The organism is Achromobacter sp. 1011791174 (assembly GCF_059760925.1).
The window spans coordinates 149,467-169,122 of the sequence record NZ_JCBANH010000001.1 but is presented as its reverse complement, the minus strand read 5'-3'; the positions used below and the strand labels follow the sequence as shown (position 1 = coordinate 169,122).

The 19,656-nt window shown below is 68.4% G+C and carries 17 protein-coding genes; 4 read left to right on the top strand and 13 right to left on the bottom strand.

All coding sequences use genetic code 11. From position 1 onward, the window contains the following. Nucleotides 1–34: 34 nt before the first annotated feature. Both aroB and AC6LJ5_RS00820 read right to left on the bottom strand, forming a co-directional pair. On the bottom strand, nt 35–1,111 hold the full coding sequence (gene aroB, locus AC6LJ5_RS00825; RefSeq protein ID WP_498139571.1) for a 3-dehydroquinate synthase: 1,077 nt from the start codon (nt 1,109–1,111) through the stop codon (nt 35–37). Next, nucleotides 1,108–1,749 (bottom strand): shikimate kinase, encoded by a 642-nt coding sequence (locus AC6LJ5_RS00820; protein WP_103271699.1) that lies wholly within the window; start codon nt 1,747–1,749, stop codon nt 1,108–1,110. The genes aroB and AC6LJ5_RS00820 overlap by 4 nt, the downstream gene beginning before the upstream one ends. Nucleotides 1,750–1,863: 114 nt before the next feature. Between AC6LJ5_RS00820 and AC6LJ5_RS00815 the strand changes: the two genes are divergently transcribed. Continuing rightward, complete coding sequence (locus AC6LJ5_RS00815; RefSeq protein WP_103271700.1) at nt 1,864–4,308, top strand: penicillin-binding protein 1A; 2,445 nt, start codon at nt 1,864–1,866, stop codon at nt 4,306–4,308. Nucleotides 4,309–4,443: 135 nt separating this feature from the next. Here the strand turns inward: AC6LJ5_RS00815 and cyaY are convergent, their stop codons facing one another. Further along, the gene (cyaY, locus tag AC6LJ5_RS00810; protein ID WP_103271701.1) at nt 4,444–4,773 is read right to left on the bottom strand and encodes an iron donor protein CyaY; all 330 of its coding nucleotides are present in this window, start codon (nt 4,771–4,773) and stop codon (nt 4,444–4,446) included. 55 nt (nt 4,774–4,828) lie between these two features. Between cyaY and lptM the strand changes: the two genes are divergently transcribed. Further along, on the top strand, nt 4,829–4,993 hold the full coding sequence (lptM, locus tag AC6LJ5_RS00805; RefSeq protein ID WP_233772643.1) for an LPS translocon maturation chaperone LptM: 165 nt from the start codon (nt 4,829–4,831) through the stop codon (nt 4,991–4,993). Nucleotides 4,994–5,086: 93 nt separating this feature from the next. Here lptM and ccsB read toward each other — a convergent pair whose 3' ends face one another. From ccsB to AC6LJ5_RS00790, 3 genes are all read right to left on the bottom strand, one after another. Further along, nucleotides 5,087–6,436 carry a c-type cytochrome biogenesis protein CcsB gene (gene ccsB / locus AC6LJ5_RS00800; RefSeq protein ID WP_103271703.1) on the bottom strand — a complete coding sequence of 450 codons (1,350 nt, stop codon included), beginning with the start codon at nt 6,434–6,436 and terminating at the stop codon, nt 5,087–5,089. Between the two features lie 7 nt (nt 6,437–6,443). Continuing rightward, nucleotides 6,444–8,522 (bottom strand): cytochrome c biogenesis protein ResB, encoded by a 2,079-nt coding sequence (locus AC6LJ5_RS00795; RefSeq protein ID WP_498139570.1) that lies wholly within the window; start codon nt 8,520–8,522, stop codon nt 6,444–6,446. A 111-nt stretch (nt 8,523–8,633) separates the two neighbouring features. Further along, nucleotides 8,634–9,335: a c-type cytochrome gene (locus tag AC6LJ5_RS00790; RefSeq protein ID WP_103271704.1), complete on the bottom strand. Its 702-nt coding sequence runs from the start codon at nt 9,333–9,335 to the stop codon at nt 8,634–8,636. 215 nt (nt 9,336–9,550) lie between these two features. Here AC6LJ5_RS00790 and yihA point away from each other — a divergent pair, with 215 nt between their 5' ends. Together yihA and hemB are read left to right on the top strand one after the other, a co-directional pair. Continuing rightward, on the top strand, nt 9,551–10,174 hold the full coding sequence (gene yihA, locus AC6LJ5_RS00785; protein WP_103271705.1) for a ribosome biogenesis GTP-binding protein YihA/YsxC: 624 nt from the start codon (nt 9,551–9,553) through the stop codon (nt 10,172–10,174). Then, nucleotides 10,171–11,187 carry a porphobilinogen synthase gene (gene hemB, locus AC6LJ5_RS00780; RefSeq protein WP_103271706.1) on the top strand — a complete coding sequence of 339 codons (1,017 nt, stop codon included), beginning with the start codon at nt 10,171–10,173 and terminating at the stop codon, nt 11,185–11,187. Before yihA ends, hemB begins: the two co-directional genes overlap by 4 nt. Before the next feature lie 7 nt (nt 11,188–11,194). On the opposite strand, the gene AC6LJ5_RS00775 is transcribed toward hemB, so the two are convergent. The 7 genes from AC6LJ5_RS00775 to AC6LJ5_RS00745 all read right to left on the bottom strand — a co-directional run bounded on the left by AC6LJ5_RS00775 (nt 11,195) and on the right by AC6LJ5_RS00745 (nt 19,534). Further along, on the bottom strand, nt 11,195–12,148 hold the full coding sequence (locus AC6LJ5_RS00775) for a DMT family transporter (RefSeq protein WP_498139569.1): 954 nt from the start codon (nt 12,146–12,148) through the stop codon (nt 11,195–11,197). Between the two features lie 88 nt (nt 12,149–12,236). Continuing rightward, a complete protein-coding gene (locus AC6LJ5_RS00770; RefSeq protein ID WP_392411012.1) occupies nt 12,237–12,947 on the bottom strand; it encodes an ABC transporter ATP-binding protein in 711 nt (236 codons plus the stop codon). 12 nt (nt 12,948–12,959) lie between these two features. Then, nucleotides 12,960–14,747 (bottom strand): branched-chain amino acid ABC transporter ATP-binding protein/permease, encoded by a 1,788-nt coding sequence (locus tag AC6LJ5_RS00765; protein WP_498139568.1) that lies wholly within the window; start codon nt 14,745–14,747, stop codon nt 12,960–12,962. Continuing rightward, the gene (locus AC6LJ5_RS00760; RefSeq protein WP_392411010.1) at nt 14,744–15,667 is read right to left on the bottom strand and encodes a branched-chain amino acid ABC transporter permease; all 924 of its coding nucleotides are present in this window, start codon (nt 15,665–15,667) and stop codon (nt 14,744–14,746) included. Before AC6LJ5_RS00760 ends, AC6LJ5_RS00765 begins: the two co-directional genes overlap by 4 nt. Before the next feature lie 31 nt (nt 15,668–15,698). Next, complete coding sequence (locus AC6LJ5_RS00755) at nt 15,699–16,889, bottom strand: ABC transporter substrate-binding protein (RefSeq protein ID WP_103271710.1); 1,191 nt, start codon at nt 16,887–16,889, stop codon at nt 15,699–15,701. A gap of 76 nt (nt 16,890–16,965) precedes the next feature. Then, on the bottom strand, nt 16,966–17,727 hold the full coding sequence (locus AC6LJ5_RS00750; RefSeq protein ID WP_392411009.1) for an SDR family NAD(P)-dependent oxidoreductase: 762 nt from the start codon (nt 17,725–17,727) through the stop codon (nt 16,966–16,968). Between the two features lie 61 nt (nt 17,728–17,788). Continuing rightward, the gene (locus AC6LJ5_RS00745) at nt 17,789–19,534 is read right to left on the bottom strand and encodes an FAD-dependent oxidoreductase (RefSeq protein WP_498139567.1); all 1,746 of its coding nucleotides are present in this window, start codon (nt 19,532–19,534) and stop codon (nt 17,789–17,791) included. Nucleotides 19,535–19,656: the final 122 nt, after the last annotated feature.

The window sequence follows — 19,656 nt, the reverse complement described above, 5'->3', positions numbered from 1 at the left end:
CTGCACTGCACCGTCTCCTGTCACGGTTGTCGGTCTAGCCGGTGGTCCGGGCCAATACGGCGCGCACCGCCTCGTCGGGCGCCGCGCGGGTCACGGCCTCGCCGATGCGGGTCATGAGCACGTAGCGGATCGAGCCGCCCTCGGTTTTCTTGTCGACCTGCATCAGGTCCAGCCAGCGGTCGGCGCCCAGGTCGGGCGCGGTGACCGGGCAGCCGATGCCTTCGACCAGCGCGCGCACGCGCGCGACGTCGGCGCGCGCAAAGCCCGCCACATCGGCCGACAGCTCGGCCGCCTGCACCATGCCGCAGCCCACGGCCTCGCCGTGCAGCCAGGCGCCGTAGCCCAGGCCCGCCTCGATGGCGTGGCCGAAGGTGTGGCCCAGGTTCAGGATGGCGCGCAGGCCGGACTCGCGTTCGTCCTTGCCCACCACCTGCGCCTTCAGCTCGCAGGAGCGGCGGATGGCGTAGGTCACGGCGTCCGGATCCAGCGCGCGCAGCTTGGGCGCGTTCAGTTCACACCAGGCCCAGAATTCCGGGTCCAGGATCAGGCCGTACTTGATCACCTCGGCCAGACCGGCCGACACTTCGCGCGCCGGCAGCGTGTTCAGCACGTCGGTATCGATCTCGACCGCCACCGGCTGGTAGAACGCGCCGATCATGTTCTTGCCCAGCGGGTGGTTGACCGCGGTCTTGCCGCCCACCGAGGAATCGACCTGCGCCAGCAGCGTGGTCGGCACCTGCAGGAAGCGCACGCCGCGCATGTAGACGGCGGCCGCGAAGCCGGTCATGTCGCCGATCACCCCGCCGCCCAGCGCCACCAGCACGCAGCGCCGGTCCAGCCGCTGCGACAGCAGCGCGTCGAAGATCAGGTTGAGCGACTGCCAGTCCTTGTAGGACTCGCCGTCGGGCAGCTCGATCCGCAGCACGCGCTTGCCGGTGCGCGCCAGCGCCGCCTCGGCGCGGTCGCCATACAGCGCCGCCACGGTCGGGTTGGTGACCACGGCGATGGCGGTGGCGTCGGCCGGGATGCATTGATCCAGGCGGTCCAGGCGGCCGGGGCCGATATGGATGGGGTAGCTGCCCCCGGGAGTGTCGACCTCGACTACATTCATATGCGCTTCTCGAAAGCTTGCAATTGCGGCAACAGACCCTTGACCAGGGTCTGGATGGGCGTGGAACCGGTCTCGACCACCAGGTCGGCGACTTCGCGGTAGTAAGGCTCGCGGCGGGTCATCAGGTCGCGCAGCGTGCCCTTGGGATCGGCCGTGGCCAGCAGCGGGCGGTTGCGGTCGCGGCAGGTGCGGCGGAACAATTCGTCCACGCTGGCCCTCAGATAGACGACGATGCCGCGCTCGTGCAGCCGCTGGCGGTTTTCCGGCGCCAGGATGGCGCCGCCGCCGGTGGCGAGAATAATGTTGCGCCGTTGGGTACACTCTTCCAGTGCGGCGGATTCCCGGCGACGGAAACCGGCCTCGCCCTCGATTTCGAAGATTACCGGCACACGCACGCCGCAACGCGCCTCCAGCTCATGATCCAGATCGACGAAGTCGCGCCCCAAGGCGCGCGCCAGGCTGCGGCCTATGGTCGTCTTGCCCGCCCCCATCATGCCCACCAGGAACACGGGCAGGTCATGCGGCAGGGTCACGGCCTTGCCGGCGCATTCGGCGGCGCAGGGCTGGAGTTCGGGCGCCTCGCCGGAGGGCGCCAGGTCCGGGTCAGCCTCCGGACATGAGCTTGCGGATACGTTCATGACGGCAATTATCACATTGCCGCCAGTTGCCCGCGCGCCACACTGAACGATATTGTTACAGAAACCGGCTTCCCGCTCCCAGGCGGGACCTGAGATACCCGTAAAATCGCCGCGATGAGCAAGCCCCAGAATTCCTCCAAGAAAGACAAGCCCGCCAAAGGCGGTTCGCCGTTCCTGCGATTTTTCGTCAAGGCGGGCATTTTCTGCGCGGGCCTGTTCCTGTGCGGCGTGCTGCTGGCCGGCATGGCGCTGGCGCTGGCCTGGCCCAACCTGCCCGACCTGAACGCCATGACGGATTACCGCCCTCGTGTGCCGCTGCGCGTCTACACGGCGGACCGGGTGCTGATCGGCGAGTTCGGCGAAGAGCGCCGCAACGTGCTGCGCTTCAACGAAATCCCGGACGTGATGAAGTCCGCGGTGCTGGCGGCCGAGGACGACCGCTTCTACCAGCACGGCGGCATCGACTGGGTCGGCGTGGTGCGCGCCGGTCTGACCAACCTCGTCAACATGTCCAAGACGCAGGGCGCCAGCACGATCACCATGCAGGTGGCGCGCAACTTCTACCTGTCGTCGGAAAAGACCTACTCGCGCAAGTTCTACGAGCTGCTGCTCACATTCAAGATCGAGTCCCAGCTCACCAAGGACCAGATCCTTGAGCTGTACATGAACCAGATCTACCTGGGCCACCGCGCCTACGGCTTCGCGGCCGCGTCGCGCACCTATTTCGGCAAGCAGCTGTCGGACATCACGCCGGCCGAGGCCGCCATGCTGGCCGGCATCCCCAAGGCCCCGTCGCGCTTCAACCCGATCGCCAACCGCCCCCGCGCCGAGCTGCGCCAGCGCTACGTGCTGGGCCGCATGCAGTCGCTGGGCTACCTGACCGAGGCCGAGTACAAGCAGGCGATGGCCCAGCCCATCGTGATGAAGTCGGCCGAAGGGACGCCCGCCGGCGGCTACGCCATCCACGGCGAATACGTGGCCGAGCTGGCGCGCCAGCTGCTGTTCAACGTGTACCAGGACAACGTCTATTCGCGCGGCCTGAACATCTACACCACGGTCCAGTCCAAGGACCAGGAAGCCGCCTACCGCGCCGTGCGCGAGGGCGTGCTGGAATACACCCGCCGCGCGCCCTACCCCGGTCCGGAAGAGCAGCTCGACCTGCCCGCCGGCACCGAGAGCAACCCGCAGGCGCTGGATGACTTCCTGGATGGCGTGTTCGACAAGTTCAGCGACAGCGGCGACCTGCTGACCGCGCTGGTGCTGTCGGCCAGCCCCACCGAAGTGAAGCTGGCGCGCAGCTCGCGCGAGATCATCACCATCACCGACAAGAAGGTGTTGGGCGTGGTGGCGCGCGCGCTGAATGACAAGGCCAAGCCCGAACAGCGCATCAAGCGCGGCTCGGTGGTCTACATCCGCAAGTTCGGCGACAACTGGGAAATCATCAACCTGCCGGCCGTGCAGGCGGCCTTCGTCGCCCTGTCGCCGCAGGACGGCGCCATCCGCGCCATGGTGGGCGGCTTCGACTTCTATCGCGGCAACTTCAACCGCGTGACCCAGGCCTGGCGCCAGCCGGGCTCGAACATCAAGCCCTTCATCTACGCCGCCTCGCTGGAACGCGGCCTGACGCCGGCCACGCAGATCTCCGACCTGCCGTTCGAGCTGTCGGCGGCCCAGACCGGCTCCAAGGCCTGGACGCCCAAGAACTACGGCAACCAGTACGAGCCCATGCTGACGCTGCGCCAGGGCCTGTACAAGTCCAAGAATATGGTGTCGATCCGCATCCTGCAGGCCATCGGCCCGCAGTACGGCCAGGACTACCTGACCCGCTTCGGCTTCGACAAGGCCCGCCAGCCGGCGGTGCTGCCGCTGGCGCTGGGCGCGGGCTCGGTCACGCCGCTGCAGGTGGCCGGCGCCTACGCGGTGTTCGCCAACGGCGGCTACCGCATCACGCCCTACCTGATCGACCGCGTGACCGACAGTAACGGCAAGGTCATCATGCAGTCCAAGCCGGTCGTGGCCGGCGACGCGGCGGCCCGCGCCATCGATCCGCGCACCGCCTGGATCATGGACGACATCCTGCGCGGCGTGGCCACCTACGGCACCGCCGCCCGCGCGCGCGTGCTGCTCAAGCGCAACGACATCGCCGGCAAGACCGGCACCACCAACGAATCGGTGGACGCCTGGTTCTCGGGCTACACGCCCTCGCTGGTGGCGACCTCGTGGCTGGGCTTCGACCAGCCCAAGTCGCTGGGCTCGCGCGAGACCGGCGGCGGCGTCGCCATGCCGATCTGGGTGGACTACATGCAGACCGCGCTCAAGGGCGTGCCCGAGGAAAAGCCGCGCCCCCGCCCGGACGGCATCATCGTCGAGAACGGCGAATACTATTTCTCGGAATTCCCGCCGGGACAGGCGGTGGCCCGCCTGGGCCTGCCGCAAGCCGACACGCTGGGCGAGTTCCTCAACGGCCTGGGCGGCGGCGGCGAGGACAACAGCATCAAGGTGGCGCCGGGCGTCGGCGCCCAGGGCAACGCCCCCTGGTCGCAGAAGATACCGTTCTGAATGTGAAAAAAGCCGGCTCTGACAGAGCCGGCTTTTTCATGGCCGGGCCGCCGCCCGACGGGTGTTCGCGTCCGGTCGGGCGGCGGCTTCGAGAGAAGCCCGCGCGGCGGACGGCGCGATGCCTCGCAGGAACGGCTACAGGCGGATCGTCACCGGCACGCCGGCGGCGGCCGAACAGATCTGCGACAGCGCATCCGGCAGCTGCGGACCGCCCCGCGTGTCATTCCAGTGCTGGCCGTCGAAGCGATAATGGAACCCGCCGCTGCGCGCCGCGACCCACAGCTCCTGCATGGCGGCCTGGCTGTTCACCACCACGTGGGTGTTGTCTTCGAACACCATCGTCAGCACATTGCCGCTGCGGCTGGTCTCGACATCGACATCGAGCGAAGCCGCCCAGTCATCGGCCTGGCTTTCGATGCTGTTCAGCACCTGGTCGATCAACGCAAGAAATTCGGTTTCGGTCATAATCGAGCCTGCAAGAATTACGGAGTTCCCAGTGTCCCAATTGGCATATAGCCGCATGGCTCTTCGCATTGTAGCCACGCTCGTGGCGACCGGCCTGGTCGCGGCCTGCGGTTACAAGGGTCCTTTATACATGCCGACGCCCGATGGCAAGCCGCCGTCGACCGCCAAGCAGCAGAAACAGCAGCAGCCGATCATCCCGCCCGCCCCTGCGCTGCCCTGACGCGCCAGGACGGCATGCGCCTGGGCAGCCAGGCGCGGCAGACAACAAAAAGCCCCCGCATGGGGGCTTTTTGCTGGGCGCAATCCCGGCCGATCAGAGCTGGCCGTAGGAATGCAGGCCCGACAGGTACATGTTCACGCCCAGGAAGGCGAAGCCGGTGATCAGCAGGCCGGTCAGCGCCCAGTACGCCGCCATGGTGCCGCGCAGACCCTTGATCAGGCGCATGTGCAGCCAGGCCGCGTAATTGAGCCAGACGATCAGCGCCCAGGTTTCCTTGGGATCCCACTGCCAATAGGCGCCCCAGGCGTCGGCCGCCCACAGCGCGCCCAGGATGGTGGCGACCGTGAAGAAGGCGAAGCCGATGGCGATGGCGCGATACATGATGTCGTCCAGCACCTCCAGCGACGGCAGCGCGGCGGCGATGCGGCGCCGGCCCAGCAGGATAGCGCCGACGATCACCGCGCCGATGCCGAAATACAGCATCCAGGTGGCCGACAGGCCTTCCGAGCGGAACACCATGGGTTCGGCGCACAGCAGCACGCCCAGCACGAACAGCGGCGCCAGTTTGAGCCAGGACGAGGTCTGGCCGTGCTGCTTGACCAGGTAGGCGAAGCCCACCATGGCCGCCAGCGAGAAGGTGCCGTAGCCGATGAAGTTGGCCGGCACGTGCAGCTTCATCCACCAGCTCTTGAGCGCCGGCACCAGCGGCTGGATCTGCCCGGCGTCGCGCGTGAACGAGTACCACAGCAGGAACACCACCGCCGAGGTCACCACCAGCAGCACGAAGCCGCCCAGCGCGCGGGTGGCGTACTTGCGTTCGTAGTACAGGTAGAACAGGGCCGTGATCAGCGCGAACAGCACGAACACTTCATACAGGTTGCTGACCGGGATGTGGCCCAGGTCCGGGCCCATCAGGTGGCCTTCGCGCCAGCGCACCAGCATGCCGGTGGTGCCGGCGAACACCGCGCCCCAGGTCAGCGCCGTGCCCAGCCAGGCGGCCGTGGGGCTGAAGAAGCCGATCCAGTAGCAGACCATGGCCAGCGCGAACAGCGCGCTCATCCAAAGGATGGCGGATTGCGACGAGAACAGGTACTTCAGAAAGAACACCTGCTCGGCGCGCGCCAGGTCGTTGCCGTAGAGCATCAGCGCCACGCCGGCCGCGATGGCACAGGCCACCATCAAGCCGCGCAGCGGACGCCACAGCCAGCCCAGCCAGGCCAGCGCCGGCACGGTGCCGCACAGGATGATCTTCTCGTAGTAGTCCATGGCGCCGCCATGGCGCATGAGCGCATAGCCCGCGCCGGCCGACAGCAACAGGAAGAACACGAGGTCGGTCCAGTCGGGCCGGCCGCGCTGGGCGCGGCTGTCGCCGGTTTCGGACAGCCCGTCCTGCCACAGCGTTTCAGGCGAGGAGGAATGCGTGGTGGTGGTCGTCGTGGACATGGAACCCTCAGGACCTTTTCTGGCGCAGCAGCGCCGCTTTGAACCGCTCGAACTCCTGGTTGAAGTCGAGTGTACGCTTCTGCGATGTCATGGCGGCCAGGATGCCGCTGCCGCCATCCTGCGGCTTGACCCAGATCCAGATGCGGCGGTCACGAATATAGAACATCGCGAACACGCCCAGCACCAGCAGCAGGCTGCCCAGATAGACGGCGCGCTTGCCCGGCGTGCGGCTGACCTGGAACACGCTGGCCTGGACATGCTTGAAGTCCGCCAGCGACAGGAAAACCGGGGCCGGATACACCGTCAGGTCCGACAGCGCCGCCACGGCCAGCCGCGACCAGACCGCCGCGCGCTCGCCGTCCGGACCCGAGGTCGCCACCGGCGGCAGGCCGGCGCGCTCGCGCTCGATGGCGCGCAGCTCATTCATGCTGGCGCCGATCAGGCGAATCACCACGTCGGCGGCGCGCTCCAGGTCGGCGGGCGGCGTGTTGGCTTGCAGAAACGCGGCCACGGCCTGCAGGCCGCCGCCGGCGAAGGTTTCCAGCGCGCGCTCGGCAGCCGTCTGCAGCGGCTGGCGGTCGGCGCCTGACGGGCTGTTGCGCTCGGCGAAGCGACGCGCGGCTTCCTGGCGCGCCGCCGGATCGGCCAGCGTGGCGCGCAGGCGCATGAATTCGGCGACCGAGCTGTCGTCATCCGCCGGGATGCGCAGGTAGCGGAAGGACTCGGACGCGTTGTTGCGCACACCGGCCAGGAACACCGTGGCGCCGTCCAGCTCGACCGGCAGCATGTAGTTCTGGAATTCGTGCGCCTGACCGGCGTCGTCGATCAGCTTGTACTCGACGCTGGGGCCGACGTTGCGCAGGTTCTCGTTCTTCTTGCCAGCGGCGCTGCCGGCCACCGAGGCCACGTGCTCGGCGAAGCTCTGGTTGCCGCCCTTGGGGTCGCCGCGCGTCAGGTCCTCGACGTTGATCGGGCGCAGCGCGGTGATCTCCACGCCCATGCTGCGCGGACCGCGCGCGGTCTGGGCCGACACTTCGGTGGTCTTGCCCACGGTGCCGTCCACGGTAAAGGTCGCGTCGCCCGCGCCCACCAGCGGATAGCCCTTGAGCGCCACCGTGCTGCCGCCATCATCGAAGCTGGACTGGTAGACCGTCATGCCCTTGAAGCGCAGCGGCTCATTGACCTCGATGGTGGACTCGAAGCTCTTGCCGGTGTCGGGATCGGTGACCACCACTTCGCTGGCGAAGCGGCTGGGCATGCCGGTGGAGTAATAATCGACGACGAATTTCTTGAGCTTGAGCGTGAACGGCATGGGCTGCACCAGCGCGCCGTCGCCCACCATGACCACGGCGGTGGAGGCCTGGCCGTCCTCGGGCACCAGCACGCTGGCGCGGAAGCTCGGGTTGTTGACCGACAGCCGGCCGCTCTCGGGCACCTCGGAGATCAGCATGTTCTCGACGATGGGCTTCTTGCCGCCGAACATGACCTGCAGCCGCACCGGCAATTCGCTGTCGAGCAGCCCGCCGATGCAGATGATGACCATGGCCGCGTGAGCGAACACATACCCCAGGCGGTTGGCACTGCCCTTCTTGGCCGCCAGCAGCACGCCGTCGCCGTCCCGGCGCTCGCGCACCGCGTAGCCGAAGCGTCCCAGGAGCGTCTTCAGGCCCGTCACCGTGCTCGGCACGTCGGTGGGTTCCTGGCTTTCGACGCGGTGCGGGAACGCGCGCAGGCTGCTGGCGCGGACGTGCTCGCGGAACGAGCGCGCGTCGCGCAGCATCTTGGGCGCGTTGCGGATCAGGCAGACGGTGGTCGACACCACCAGGAAAGCCATGATCAGCAGGAACCACCAGCTGTTGTAGACATGCCAGATCGAGAACTTGTCGAACACCTCGTACCAGAACGGACCGAACTGGTCGATGTAGTTGCTGGACGAGCGGTTCTGCTGCAACACCGTCCCCACCACGCTGGCCACGCAGATGAACATCAGCAGGCTGACGGCAAAGCGCATCGAGCCGAGCAACTCGAAAAAGTCGCCGGGCAGGCTGCGCAGGGAGGGACGGGTATGGGTACGGGTCGAATTCATGAAAAAAGGGGGACCGCGCTGTCGGCTGCCCCCCTCATAGACTGGCGCGAGGCGATCTGGTTCCTCGCGCCCGTGTTGACGACGCGGACGAGCCGCGCGCAGGATGGTCCGCTAGCGCAGGCCCGCGGCGTAGTCGGCCACGGCCTTGATGTCGGCGTCCGACATGCGATCGGCGATGGCGTGCATGACGTCATTCGCGCGGTCGCCGCTGCGGAACAGCTTGAGCTGCTCTTCGATGTACATCGGGAACTGACCCGACAGACGGGGGTACTGGCCGGGAAGTCCGGCGCCATTGGCAGAATGGCATGCCGCGCAGGCCGGCACGTTGCGTTCGGGCAAACCGCCGCGCCAGATCTTTTGACCCAGATCAACCAGCTTCTCCTGGCCGGCCGTGGCGGGCTGCTTGAGCGGCTGCTGCGCCAGGTACAGCGCGATGTTCTGCATGTCGGCCGGCGTCAGGTTCTGCGCCATGGCGGTCATGGGGGTCGGATTGCCGCCGGCGCCATTGCGCACGGGCAGCTTGGCGCCCTGCTTGACCTGGAAGTCGGTCAACTGCTTGACGAGGTATTCGTGGGGTTGCGCGGCCAGGTTGGGATTCACCGGGATGGTGCTGTTGCCCGCCGCGCCGTGACAGGAGGCACAGGCGATGATGCCGCGCGAGGCGTCTCCCTGGTCGAACAGCTGGCCACCCTTGGCAGCATCGGGTTTGGCCGGACCGGCCGCGCCCTCGGCGGCGAAACTGGCGGTAGATAAGGCGGAGGCGCCGAGCAACAGCCCGCTCGCAACCAACATCCGGGACAGCACACGCTTCATGAAGACCTCGCGACAATCGCACGATCAAGGCGCAAATGGCGCCCACGCCTGCCCGCACACCCTGGAAAGCCGTAACGAACCTGTTCTGCCAGTTTTGCCTGCCGAAAACCGCTGCTGGCAGTGGGCAAAAAAGACGGCTCCGCGCACGGGACCACTGTTGCAAACGCCGGATTATACAATAGGGGCTGAAACCAACCGCACCCAAAAGCCCTGTCGTGTCCCTCCTCCATCGCGCCTCCTTCCTCACTTCCGCGGCCCGCCTCGACCAGCTGCCGGCCGCCAGCGCGCCGGAAGTCTGCTTCGTCGGCCGTTCCAACGCCGGTAAATCCACGGCGATCAACGTGCTGTGCAACCAGCGCCGGCTGGCCTTCTCCAGCAAGACGCCGGGCCGCACGCGGCTGATCAACATGTTCGGCCTGCCCGATCCGCTGGACCCCGAAGGCCACATCGGCTTCCTGGTCGACCTGCCCGGCTACGGCTACGCGTCGGTGGCCCGCAACGAAAAGGAGAAGTGGGCCGACATCCTGGGCGGTTATCTGCGCGACCGGGAATCGCTGGCCGGCATCGTGCTGCTGATCGACATCCGCCGCGGCGTCACCGAGCTGGACCGCCGCCTCGCCAATTTCATCGCCCCCACCGGACGCCCGGTGCTGGCGCTGCTGACCAAGGCCGACAAACTGCCGTATGGCCAGCGCATGCGCACCATCTTCGCGGTCCGCAAGGATCTCGCGGACATCGGCGCGCTGCACACCATCCCCTTCTCGGCCACCGAGCGCATCGGCCTGGAAGAGGCCGCCTCCCACATCGAGAATTGGATTTCCCCCAAGGTCGTACCATGAACCCGCAGATCATCGCCCCTGAGTTCCCGGTTTCCCGTCCCCGTCGCCTGCGCCGCGACGACTTCACCCGCCGCCTGGTGCGCGAGAACGCGCTGACGGTCAACGATCTGATCTACCCGGTCTTCGTGGCCGAAGGCAAAGGCCTGCAGCAGGCCGTGCCCTCGCTGCCGGGCGTGGTGCGCTACTCGCTGGACACGCTGCTTCCGGTGGCCGAGGAATGCGTGGCGCTGGGCATCCCGGTGCTGGCCCTGTTCCCCGCCATCGATCCCGCGCTCAAGACGCCCGACGGCATCGAGGCCACCAATCCCGACGGCCTGATCCCGCGCGTGGTGCGCGCGCTGAAGGAACGCTACCCCGAACTCGGCGTGCTGTGCGATGTGGCGCTGGACCCGTACACCAGCCACGGCCAGGACGGCGTGATCGACGCCAACGGCTACGTGGTCAACGAGCCCACCGTCGAGATCCTGGTCAAGCAGGCGCTGACGCAGGCCGCGGCCGGCGTGGACATGGTCGCGCCCAGCGACATGATGGACGGCCGCATCGGCGCGGTGCGCCGCGCGCTGGAAGCGAACGGCTACATCCACACGCAGATCATGGCCTACTCGGCCAAGTACGCCAGCGCGTTCTACGGCCCGTTCCGCGACGCCGTGGGTTCGGCCACCAACCTGGGCAAGTCCAACAAGATGGCCTACCAGATGGATCCGGCCAACCTGGACGAGGCGCTGCGCGAAGTGGCGTCCGACCTGCAGGAAGGCGCCGACATGGTCATGGTCAAGCCCGGCATGCCGTACCTGGACGTGCTGCGCCGCGTCAAGGACGCCTTCCGCGTGCCGACCTTCGCCTACCAGGTCAGCGGCGAGTACGCGATGATCAAGGCCGCCGCCGCCAATGGCTGGCTGGACCACGACAAGGTCATGATGGAAGCGCTGCTGTCGTTCAAGCGCGCCGGCGCCGACGGCATCCTGACCTACTTCGCCATCGAGGCCGCGCGCCTGCTCTCGCGTCCGCGCTGAGCCGCGCTCAGGGCCGGGCCTTGCCCGGCTCGCCGGCGGCGCCCGCCGGGCTGGCGCCGCGCCGCAATCCCAGCCAGGTGCCGCCCAGCACGCAGGCCAGCCCGGCCGCGTGCGTGGCGCCCACCTTCTCTCCCAGGAACAGCGCCGCGAACAGCAGGCCGAAGATCGGCAGCCAGTTCAGGAACAGCGAGGCGCGGCTGATGCCCCGCCGCGCGATGCCGCCGTTCCACAGGATGTTGCTGATGCCCGAGGCCACCACGGCGGAGAACATCAGCACCAGCCACGGCCACCAGGCCATGCTCCAGGACTCGGCCCGGTAGGTGGATGGCGCCGTACCCGCGTGCGCGGCCAGCATCAGCCCGCCGGCCAGGTACATGTACCAGAGCATCGCCAGCGGCGCCATGCTGCGCGACATGCGCTGGATCACCAGCCCGCCGCACACGAACACCACCACCGCCAGGAAGACCATGGCGTCGCCCCAGCCGGCCGCGCCCAGCGCCTTGCCGCTGCCCAGCACCACCAGCGCCACGCCGGCCAGGCCCAGCAGCGCGCCGCACACGCGCGCCGGCGTCAGCCGCTCGCGATAGAACACCGCGGCCAGCACCGCCGACAGCAAGGGGCTGGTGGCCATGATGAGCGTGCCGTTGGCGGCCGAGGTCAGGCCCAGCCCCGCCACCAGCGCCGCCTGGTGCGCGTACACCACCAGGAATCCCGCCAGCGCCAGCCAGCCCAGCTGCGCGCGCGTCAGCTTCGGAATGCGGCCGCCGCGCGCCTTGATGATGAGCGTGACGACAAGCAGCGCGATGACGATGCGCACGGCCGCCAGGATGCGCGCGTCCATGTACTGCGTCAGGTACTTGACCGCGACGATGTTCAGGCCCCACGTGGCCATGACGAACATCAGTTGCAGATAGATGAAGCCGGCGCGGTCATGGCCCGCATCGAGGGTTGGGGACGTCACGGCGTCGGCCTGCGCGTAGGGTGGGTTGCGGATGAAGCGCGCCGCCCGCGCGGCGCCGCCGACATGGTAGCGCGGCGGCCCGACGGGCTCAATGCGATCCCAGGTAGGCCGCGCGCACCTTCGGGTCGGACAGCAGCTGCGCGCCGGTCCCGCTGAGCGTGACGCGGCCGGTCTCCAGCACATAGGCGCGGTCGGCCACGCCCAGCGCCTGGTTCGCCATCTGCTCCACCAGCACGATCGTCAGTCCGTCGTCGCGCAACTGCCGGATGGCCGCGAAGATGTCCTGCACGATCAGCGGCGCCAGCCCCAGCGAGGGCTCGTCCAGGCACAGCAGGCGCGGCCCGCACATCAGCGCCCGCGCCATCGCCAGCATCTGCTGCTCGCCGCCGGACAGCGTGCCGGCCAGCTGGTCGCGCCGTTCGCGCAGTCGCGGGAACAGCGCATAGCCCCGCTCCACGCCGGCCGCGATGGCGTCGCGATCCTTGCGCCGCGCATAGCCGCCCAGCAGCAGATTGTCGTAGACGGTCTGGTCGGCGAACACGCCGCGCCCTTCCGGCGACAACGCCAGGCCCAGCCCGACGCGCTGGTGCGCCGGCAGCTGCGTGATATCGCGGTCCATGAAGGTGATACGACCGTCCTGCGCCGGTTCCAGCCCGGCCACGGCCTTGAGCAGCGTGCTCTTGCCGGCGCCGTTGGCGCCGATGATGGTGACGATCTCGCCCGTGCGGATCTCAAGCGACACATCGCGCACGGCCTGGATCGCGCCATAGGACACGCGCAGGGATTCAAGTTTCAGCATTTCGTTCCCGCCTCAGGCCATGCCGGCGCCGAGATAAGCTTCGATGACCCGCTTGTCGGCCTGCACCTCGGCGGGCTTGCCTTCCGCGATCTTGACGCCGTAGTCCAGCACGATCACATGATCGGAGATCGCCATCACCAGGTCCATGTGATGCTCGACCATCAGCAGCGTGATGCCGCAGGACGCGCTGATGCGCGCCAGCAAGGCGCCCAGCTCGGCGGTCTCCTGCGGATTCAGGCCGGCGGCGGGTTCGTCCAGCAGCAGCAGCGAGGGCTCGGTCGCCAGCGCGCGCGCCAGCTCCACGCGCCGCTGCAGGCCGTAGGGCAGGCTGCCGGCCGGCGTGTCGGCCAGATGCGACAGGCCCACCATGGCGATCAGTTCACGGGCGCGCACCCGCGCCAGCCGTTCCTGCTCGCGCGCGCCGGGCAGGCCCAGCAGCGAGACCCAGAAACCGTTCGTCATGCGGCTGTGGCGGCCCAGCAGCACATTGTCCAGCACCGACAGCTCGCCGAACAGGCGCAGGTTCTGGAAACTGCGGCCCACGCCCAGCGCGCAGATCGCGTGCGGCCGCGCGCCGGCGATGTCGGCGCCGCGATAGCGGATCACGCCGCTGTCGGGCAGAACCACGCCGCTCAACATATTGATCAGCGTGCTCTTGCCGGCGCCATTGGGGCCGATCAGCGCATGCACATGGCCGCGCCGCAGGCAGAACGAGATGTCCTGCGCCGGCTTCACGCCGCCATAGGATTTGCACAGGTTCTCCACCACCAGCAGCAGGTCTTCCCGCGCGGGCGCACAGGGCTTGGCGGCGCCTGGCGGCGCCGTCGCGGCGGGCGGCGGCGCGACGCCCGGCTTCGCGTCCGCCTCGTCGACGCGGCGCGGACGGCGCGCGAACAGGCCCATCACCCCGCCCGGCATCACGTACAACGCGAACAGCAGCAGCGCGCCGTAGAAGAAGTGCTGCACGGATGGCCAGCGCGCCAGCAGCGCGTCCACCACGGTCAGCACGATGGCGCCGACCGCCGGCCCGGCCTTCGAACCCGCGCCGCCGAACAGCACCAGCAGCAGGATGAAGATGGACAGGTTGAAGCTGATGAAATCGGAGTTGATGTACTGGTTCTGCTGCGCCACCAGCGCGCCGGCGATGCCGCAGGTCACGGCCGCCACCACGAAGGCGATCACCTTGGCGCGATAGACCCGCACGCCCACCGACGACGAGGCGATCTCGTCGGCCTGCACCGACAGCAGCGCGCGGCCGAAGCGCCCTTGCAGCACGTTGGCCAGCAGCAGCTGCGTCGCCACGCACAGGATCAGCGCGAACCACACCCATTGCTGGTTGCTGAGCGGATTGCCGTTCCAGGTCGGCGGCAGGATGCCGAACAGGCCCGACGGGCCGCCGAACACGTCCACCCATTCGGTGATGATCTTTTCCATCACGATGCCGAAGGCCAGCGTCACCATCGCCAGGTAGGGGCCCTTGACCCGCAACGACGGCAGCGCGATCAGCACGCCGAACACGCCCGCGACCACGGGCGCGGCCGCCAGCGCCAGCCAGGGATCCACCTGCCAGCGCGAGGTCAACAGCGCCGCGGTGTAGGCGCCGGCGGCGAACAGGCCCGCCTGCCCCAGCGACTTCTGCCCGGCATAGCCCACCAGCACGTTCACGCCGGCCGCGCACAGGTAGTACACGCAGGACATGAACAGGATGCGCAGGTAGTAGTCGTTGTCCACCAGCGCCGCGCAGGCGGCCAGCGCCGCCGCCACCGCCAGGGTGGCCAGGGTTTGTCCGCGCCGCGTCATACCTTCTCCACCAGGCGCTTGCCGAAGAGGCCCGTGGGACGCACGGCCAGCACCAGGATCACCAGCGCGAAGATCGCCACTTCGCGCCACTGCGACTGCCACAGGTTCACATAGGATTCCAGCAGGCCCAGCACGAAGCCGCCCAGCACGCAGCCGCGCGGATTGGTCAGGCCGCCGATCATGGCGCCGGAAAAGCCCTTCAGGCCGATCGCCAGCCCCATGAAGATCGAGGCCGAGGTGATCGGCGCCACCAGGAAGCCGGCCAGGCCCGCCAGCGCCGAGCTGGCGAAGAAGGCGCCGATCATCACCGCGTTGACGTTGATGCCCATCAGGTTGGCCACCGCCGGATTGGCGGCGACGGCGCGCATCGCGCGGCCCAGCATGCTGCCGTTCATGATGCGGTCGAACGCCAGCATCACGATGACGGCCACGGCCAGCAGCAGCAGCTCCTGCGTGCGCACGCCCGCGCCGAACACGCGGATCACCTCGTCGCCGAACGGCGCCGGCACCGTCACGGGCGCCGGCCCCCACACGGCGAAAGCCGCGCTTTGCAGCAGGATGCCGAAGCCCAGCGTGCTCATGACCCAGGCCATGCCCGGCCGCGCGGCGAAGGGCCGCACGCCGAACACATACAGCAGCACGCCCAGCAGCCCCATCGCCAGCGCCGCCGCGACGGCGGCCAGCAGATACTGCCAGCCGGTCAGGTCCAGCCCCGTGAAGGCGGCCGTGGTGGCCGGCTTGCCGGCCAGCAGGAACAGGGCCCCCACGCCGACGAACGCGCCCACGGACACGAACTCCCCATGCCCGAAATTCAGCGTGCGCGTCGTGGTGAAGGTGATGCTGAATCCCAGCGCCACCAGCGCATACGCGCCTCCCACGGCGAGCCCGCTGACGAGCGCCTGCAACAACGTCGCCATCATGATGGCCCCCTCTTCTTTCCCGGCCCCGCGCTTACTTGGCGCCGGCGCGCGTCACGTCGTCCGCGTACGGAACCAGCTTGCCATCCTGCCAATGCGCCCACTTGTAGTCGCCCACCAGCAGCGCGTCGTGCCCCGTCGGCGAGAACGGCTTGGTGTAGGTCTTCATGGCGCCGTCATACGTGCCTTGCAGGTTTTCCAGCGCCTGGCGCAGCTTGTCGCCATCGGTGGAGCCGGCCTGCTTGACCGCCATGGCCATCAGATGCATGCCGTCATAGGCATGCGCCAGGAAGCCGAAGGCGGTGGGCGAGGTCATCTGGCCCGAGACGCGGTCGTACAGCTTCTGCTGCGCCGGCGAACGGTTGTCGGTGATGGTGCGCAGGAAGAACGGCTTTTCCGACAGCGTCTTGCCGGCCGTGTCGTAGAACGCGATGTTGTCGGCGGCCCAGGACGTCAGCGTCAGCGGGAACCAGTTGATCTTCTCCATGCTGCGGAACACGTGGGCGATGGGCGTGCTCTGCGCCCAGATCACCACGGTATCCACGCCGGCCGATTTCAGCTTGTTCAGCTGCGAGGTCATGTCGGTGTCGGCCACGCCGAACTTCTCCACCGCCACGGCCTTCACGCCCTGCGCCGCGCCCACTTCCTCCAGGTCCTTGAGCGCGCTCTGGCCGTAGCCGGTGGTCTCGATCATGAAGCCCACGTTCTTGACCTTGGGATTGCGCTTCAGGTAGCCGATCACGCCCTCGACCTGTTCGCGGTCGACCATGCCGACGCGGAACATGTAGTTGTCGGCGCCGGCGCGCATGGGCTTGGTGATGTCGGTGCCCGAACCGATGGCGCCCATCACCGGCACCTTCTTCTGGTTGGGAATGTGCTTCCAGGCCAGCGCGTTGCCCGAATTGGTCGGGCCGAACACGGCCACGACTTTTTCATTGTCGATCAGGTCCGTCATGTTCTGGATCGACTTTGGCGGCTGCGACAGGTCGTCGCGCACCACCAGCACCACCTTGCGGCCCAGCAGGCCGCCGGCGGCGTTGATGTCCTCGATGGCGGTCTTCAGGCCCAGCACCGCGGCCTGGCCGCTCTGTGCCGAGGGCGAGGCAGACAGGTCGCCGTTGAAGCCGATCTTGATGTCCTGGGCCAGCGCCTGCTGCGCGCCCGCGGCCAGCGCGATGCAAGCCGCCGTTCTGGAAAGACGGGAGAGGATCCCCTTGGTGTTCATCGTTGTCTCCTGTGTTTTTTATGGAAGGTGCTGCGTGTCGATGAAGAATTGCGGCCCGGCGTGGCCGGGCCTGTCGCTAGACCGCCAGGAAGCCGCCGTCCACCGGCAGCGACACGCCGGTCACATAGCGCGCCATGGACGAAGCCAGGAAGACCACGGGGCCGACCAGGTCGTCGGGCTGTCCCACGCGGCCCAGCGGAATGCGTTGCATGAAGCTGGCCAGCTTGGCCGGATCCTCGCGCGTGGACGCGGTCATCGGCGTCTCGATCACGCCCGGCGCGATAGCGTTCACGCGGATGCCGTCGGCGGCCAGGTCGCGCGCCAGCGACTGCGTCAGCATCTTCACGCCGCCCTTGGACGGCGAATAGCCCAGCGCCGCGCCCACGCCCGCGAACGAGGCGATCGAACCCACGTTGATGATCACGCCGCGCGTGGCGCGCAGCGCGCCCAGGAAGGCGTGGATCATGTTGAAGCTGCCGTTCAGGTTCACGTCCAGCACGCGGCGCCAGTTCTCGGCCGCGCGCGGGCTGTCCAGGCCTTCGCGGATCAGGATGCCGGCGTTGTTGACCAGCACGTCGATCGGTCCGGCATGCCGCTGCACGTCGGCGGCGGCGGCCGCGCAGGCTTGGGCGTCGGTCACGTCCAGCGCCAGGCTCCAGGCCTGTCCGCCCGCGGCGATGATGGCGTCGGCGGTGTCGCGCGCGCTGTCCGCGCGCAGGTCCGCCGCCATCACGCGCGCGCCGGCGGCGGCCAGCCCCAGCGCCAGGGCGCGGCCGTTGCCCTGCCCGGCGCCGGTCACCAGCGCCAGCTTGCCTTGCAGCAGTCCTTCCTTGTCCATGTGCTTCTCCGTCGCGTTCAGCGGATGCGGGGCGCGCGCGTCGCGCGCCTGGCGGCCCGGCTCATGCTTGGGCCTCGGCTTGCGCGGCGCGCGCGGTCTTGCGGTTCGCCAGCTGGCCGGCGATGCTGCGGCCGGCGATATAGCCGAAGGTCAGCGCCGGGCCCAGCGTGATGCCCGCGCCGGGATAGTTGCCGCCCATGATGCTGCAGGCGTCGTTGCCCACCGCGTACAGGCCATCGATGGCCGCGCCGCCGGCATCGGTCACGCGCCCCTCGGCGTCGACCTTCAGGCCGGCGAAGGTGCCGATGTCGCCGATCATGACCTTGATCGCGTAGTACGGTCCCTGTTCGATGGGCGCCACGCAGGGATTGGGGCCGTGCAGCGCATCGCCCTGGTAACGGTTGTAGGCCTTGCTGCCCTTGCCGTGGAGCGGATCGCGGCCCAGCCGCGCTTCGGCGTTGAAGGCTTCCACCGTCTGGCGCAGGCTGCCGGCATCGATGCCGGCGCGTTGCGCCAGCTCGGCGACGCTGGAGCCGCGCAGCAGGTAGCCGGTCTGCAGATAGCGCTTGATCGGCATCGGGAACGGCGCGGCGCTGCCCAGGCCGTACTTGCGCAGCGTCTTGTGGTCGCAGACCAGCCAGGCGCAGATCTCGCCGCCGTCCTGGCAGGCGCGCACCATGTCCTGCACGAAGTCGTGATACGACGCGCCCTCGTTGGTGAAGCGGCGGCCGTTGCGCGTGACGGCGATGACGCCGGGCTTGGCGCGGTCGATGAAGTGCGGCATGTAGCCGGGACTGCCGTCCTTGCGCGTGACCACCGACACCGGCACCCAGGCCGCGGCGTTGGGCAGGCTGGTGTTCACGCTGCCGCCCGCGCTCTCGGCCAGGCGCAGGCCGTCGCCGGTATTGCCCGAGGGCGACGGCGAATAATGCTCGACGCCGGTGGGCGCGTGGGCGTAGAGCTGCTTGCGCCGCTCGATATCGTAAGGAAAGCCGCCCGCCGCCAGCACCACGGCGCGCGCGGCGCGCACGCGCACCGATGCGCCATCGCGCTGCACCACAGCGCCTTTCACCACGCCGTCCTCGATGATCAGCGACTTGGCCGGCGCGTTCAGCCACAGCGGTATGCCCAGCTTGAAGGCGCTGGCCGCCAGCCGGCCCGCCAGCGCATTGCCGTTGGTCAGCGTCATGCCCCGGCCATGCTTGAGCACGTCCAGGAAATGGCGCGACAGGCGCTTGGCCACGTACCAGGCCGAGGCCAGCGAACGCGTGGCGCGCATGAAGTGCACGATTTCCTTGCCCGAGCCCAGCATCATGCCGAACACGGTCAGCTCGGGCAGCGCGGGCGCCAGGTCCTTGACGTGCGCGCCCAGCTTGCGGCCGTCGTAGGGGCGCGCCACCATCGAGCGTCCGCCCTGCTTTCCGCCGGCGGCTTCCGCGTGATAGTCGGGGAACACCAGCGGCATGTCGAACTGCACTTCGGTATTGGCGGTGAAGAAGTCCACCGCTTCCGGGCCGTGCGCCAGGAAGGCGTCGACGCGCTCGCCGTTGTAGCTGTCGCCGGCCTCGTGGCGCAGGTAGGCGCGGGCCTCGTCGGGCGTTTCATGGATGCCCTGCACGCGCGCCAGCGCGGTGCCGGGTATCCAGAGCCAGCCGCCGGAGCGGGCCGTGGAGCCGCCAAAGCGCGGCTCCTTTTCGATGATCAGGACCTTCAATCCGGCGCTGGCCGCGGTGATGGCCGCGGCCATTCCGGACGCGCCCGATCCCACGACCAGCACGTCGCAGTCGTATTGCCGAGTATCTTCCACGTTGTCTCCATACCCACTTATCGCCCCGCCGGGGCTGGCCCGCATCCGCTCGAAACGGACGGGCCTTGTTATGGTTGCGACTGTAGACAGACGGTTCGATAATGTCAATACTGTTCGCTATT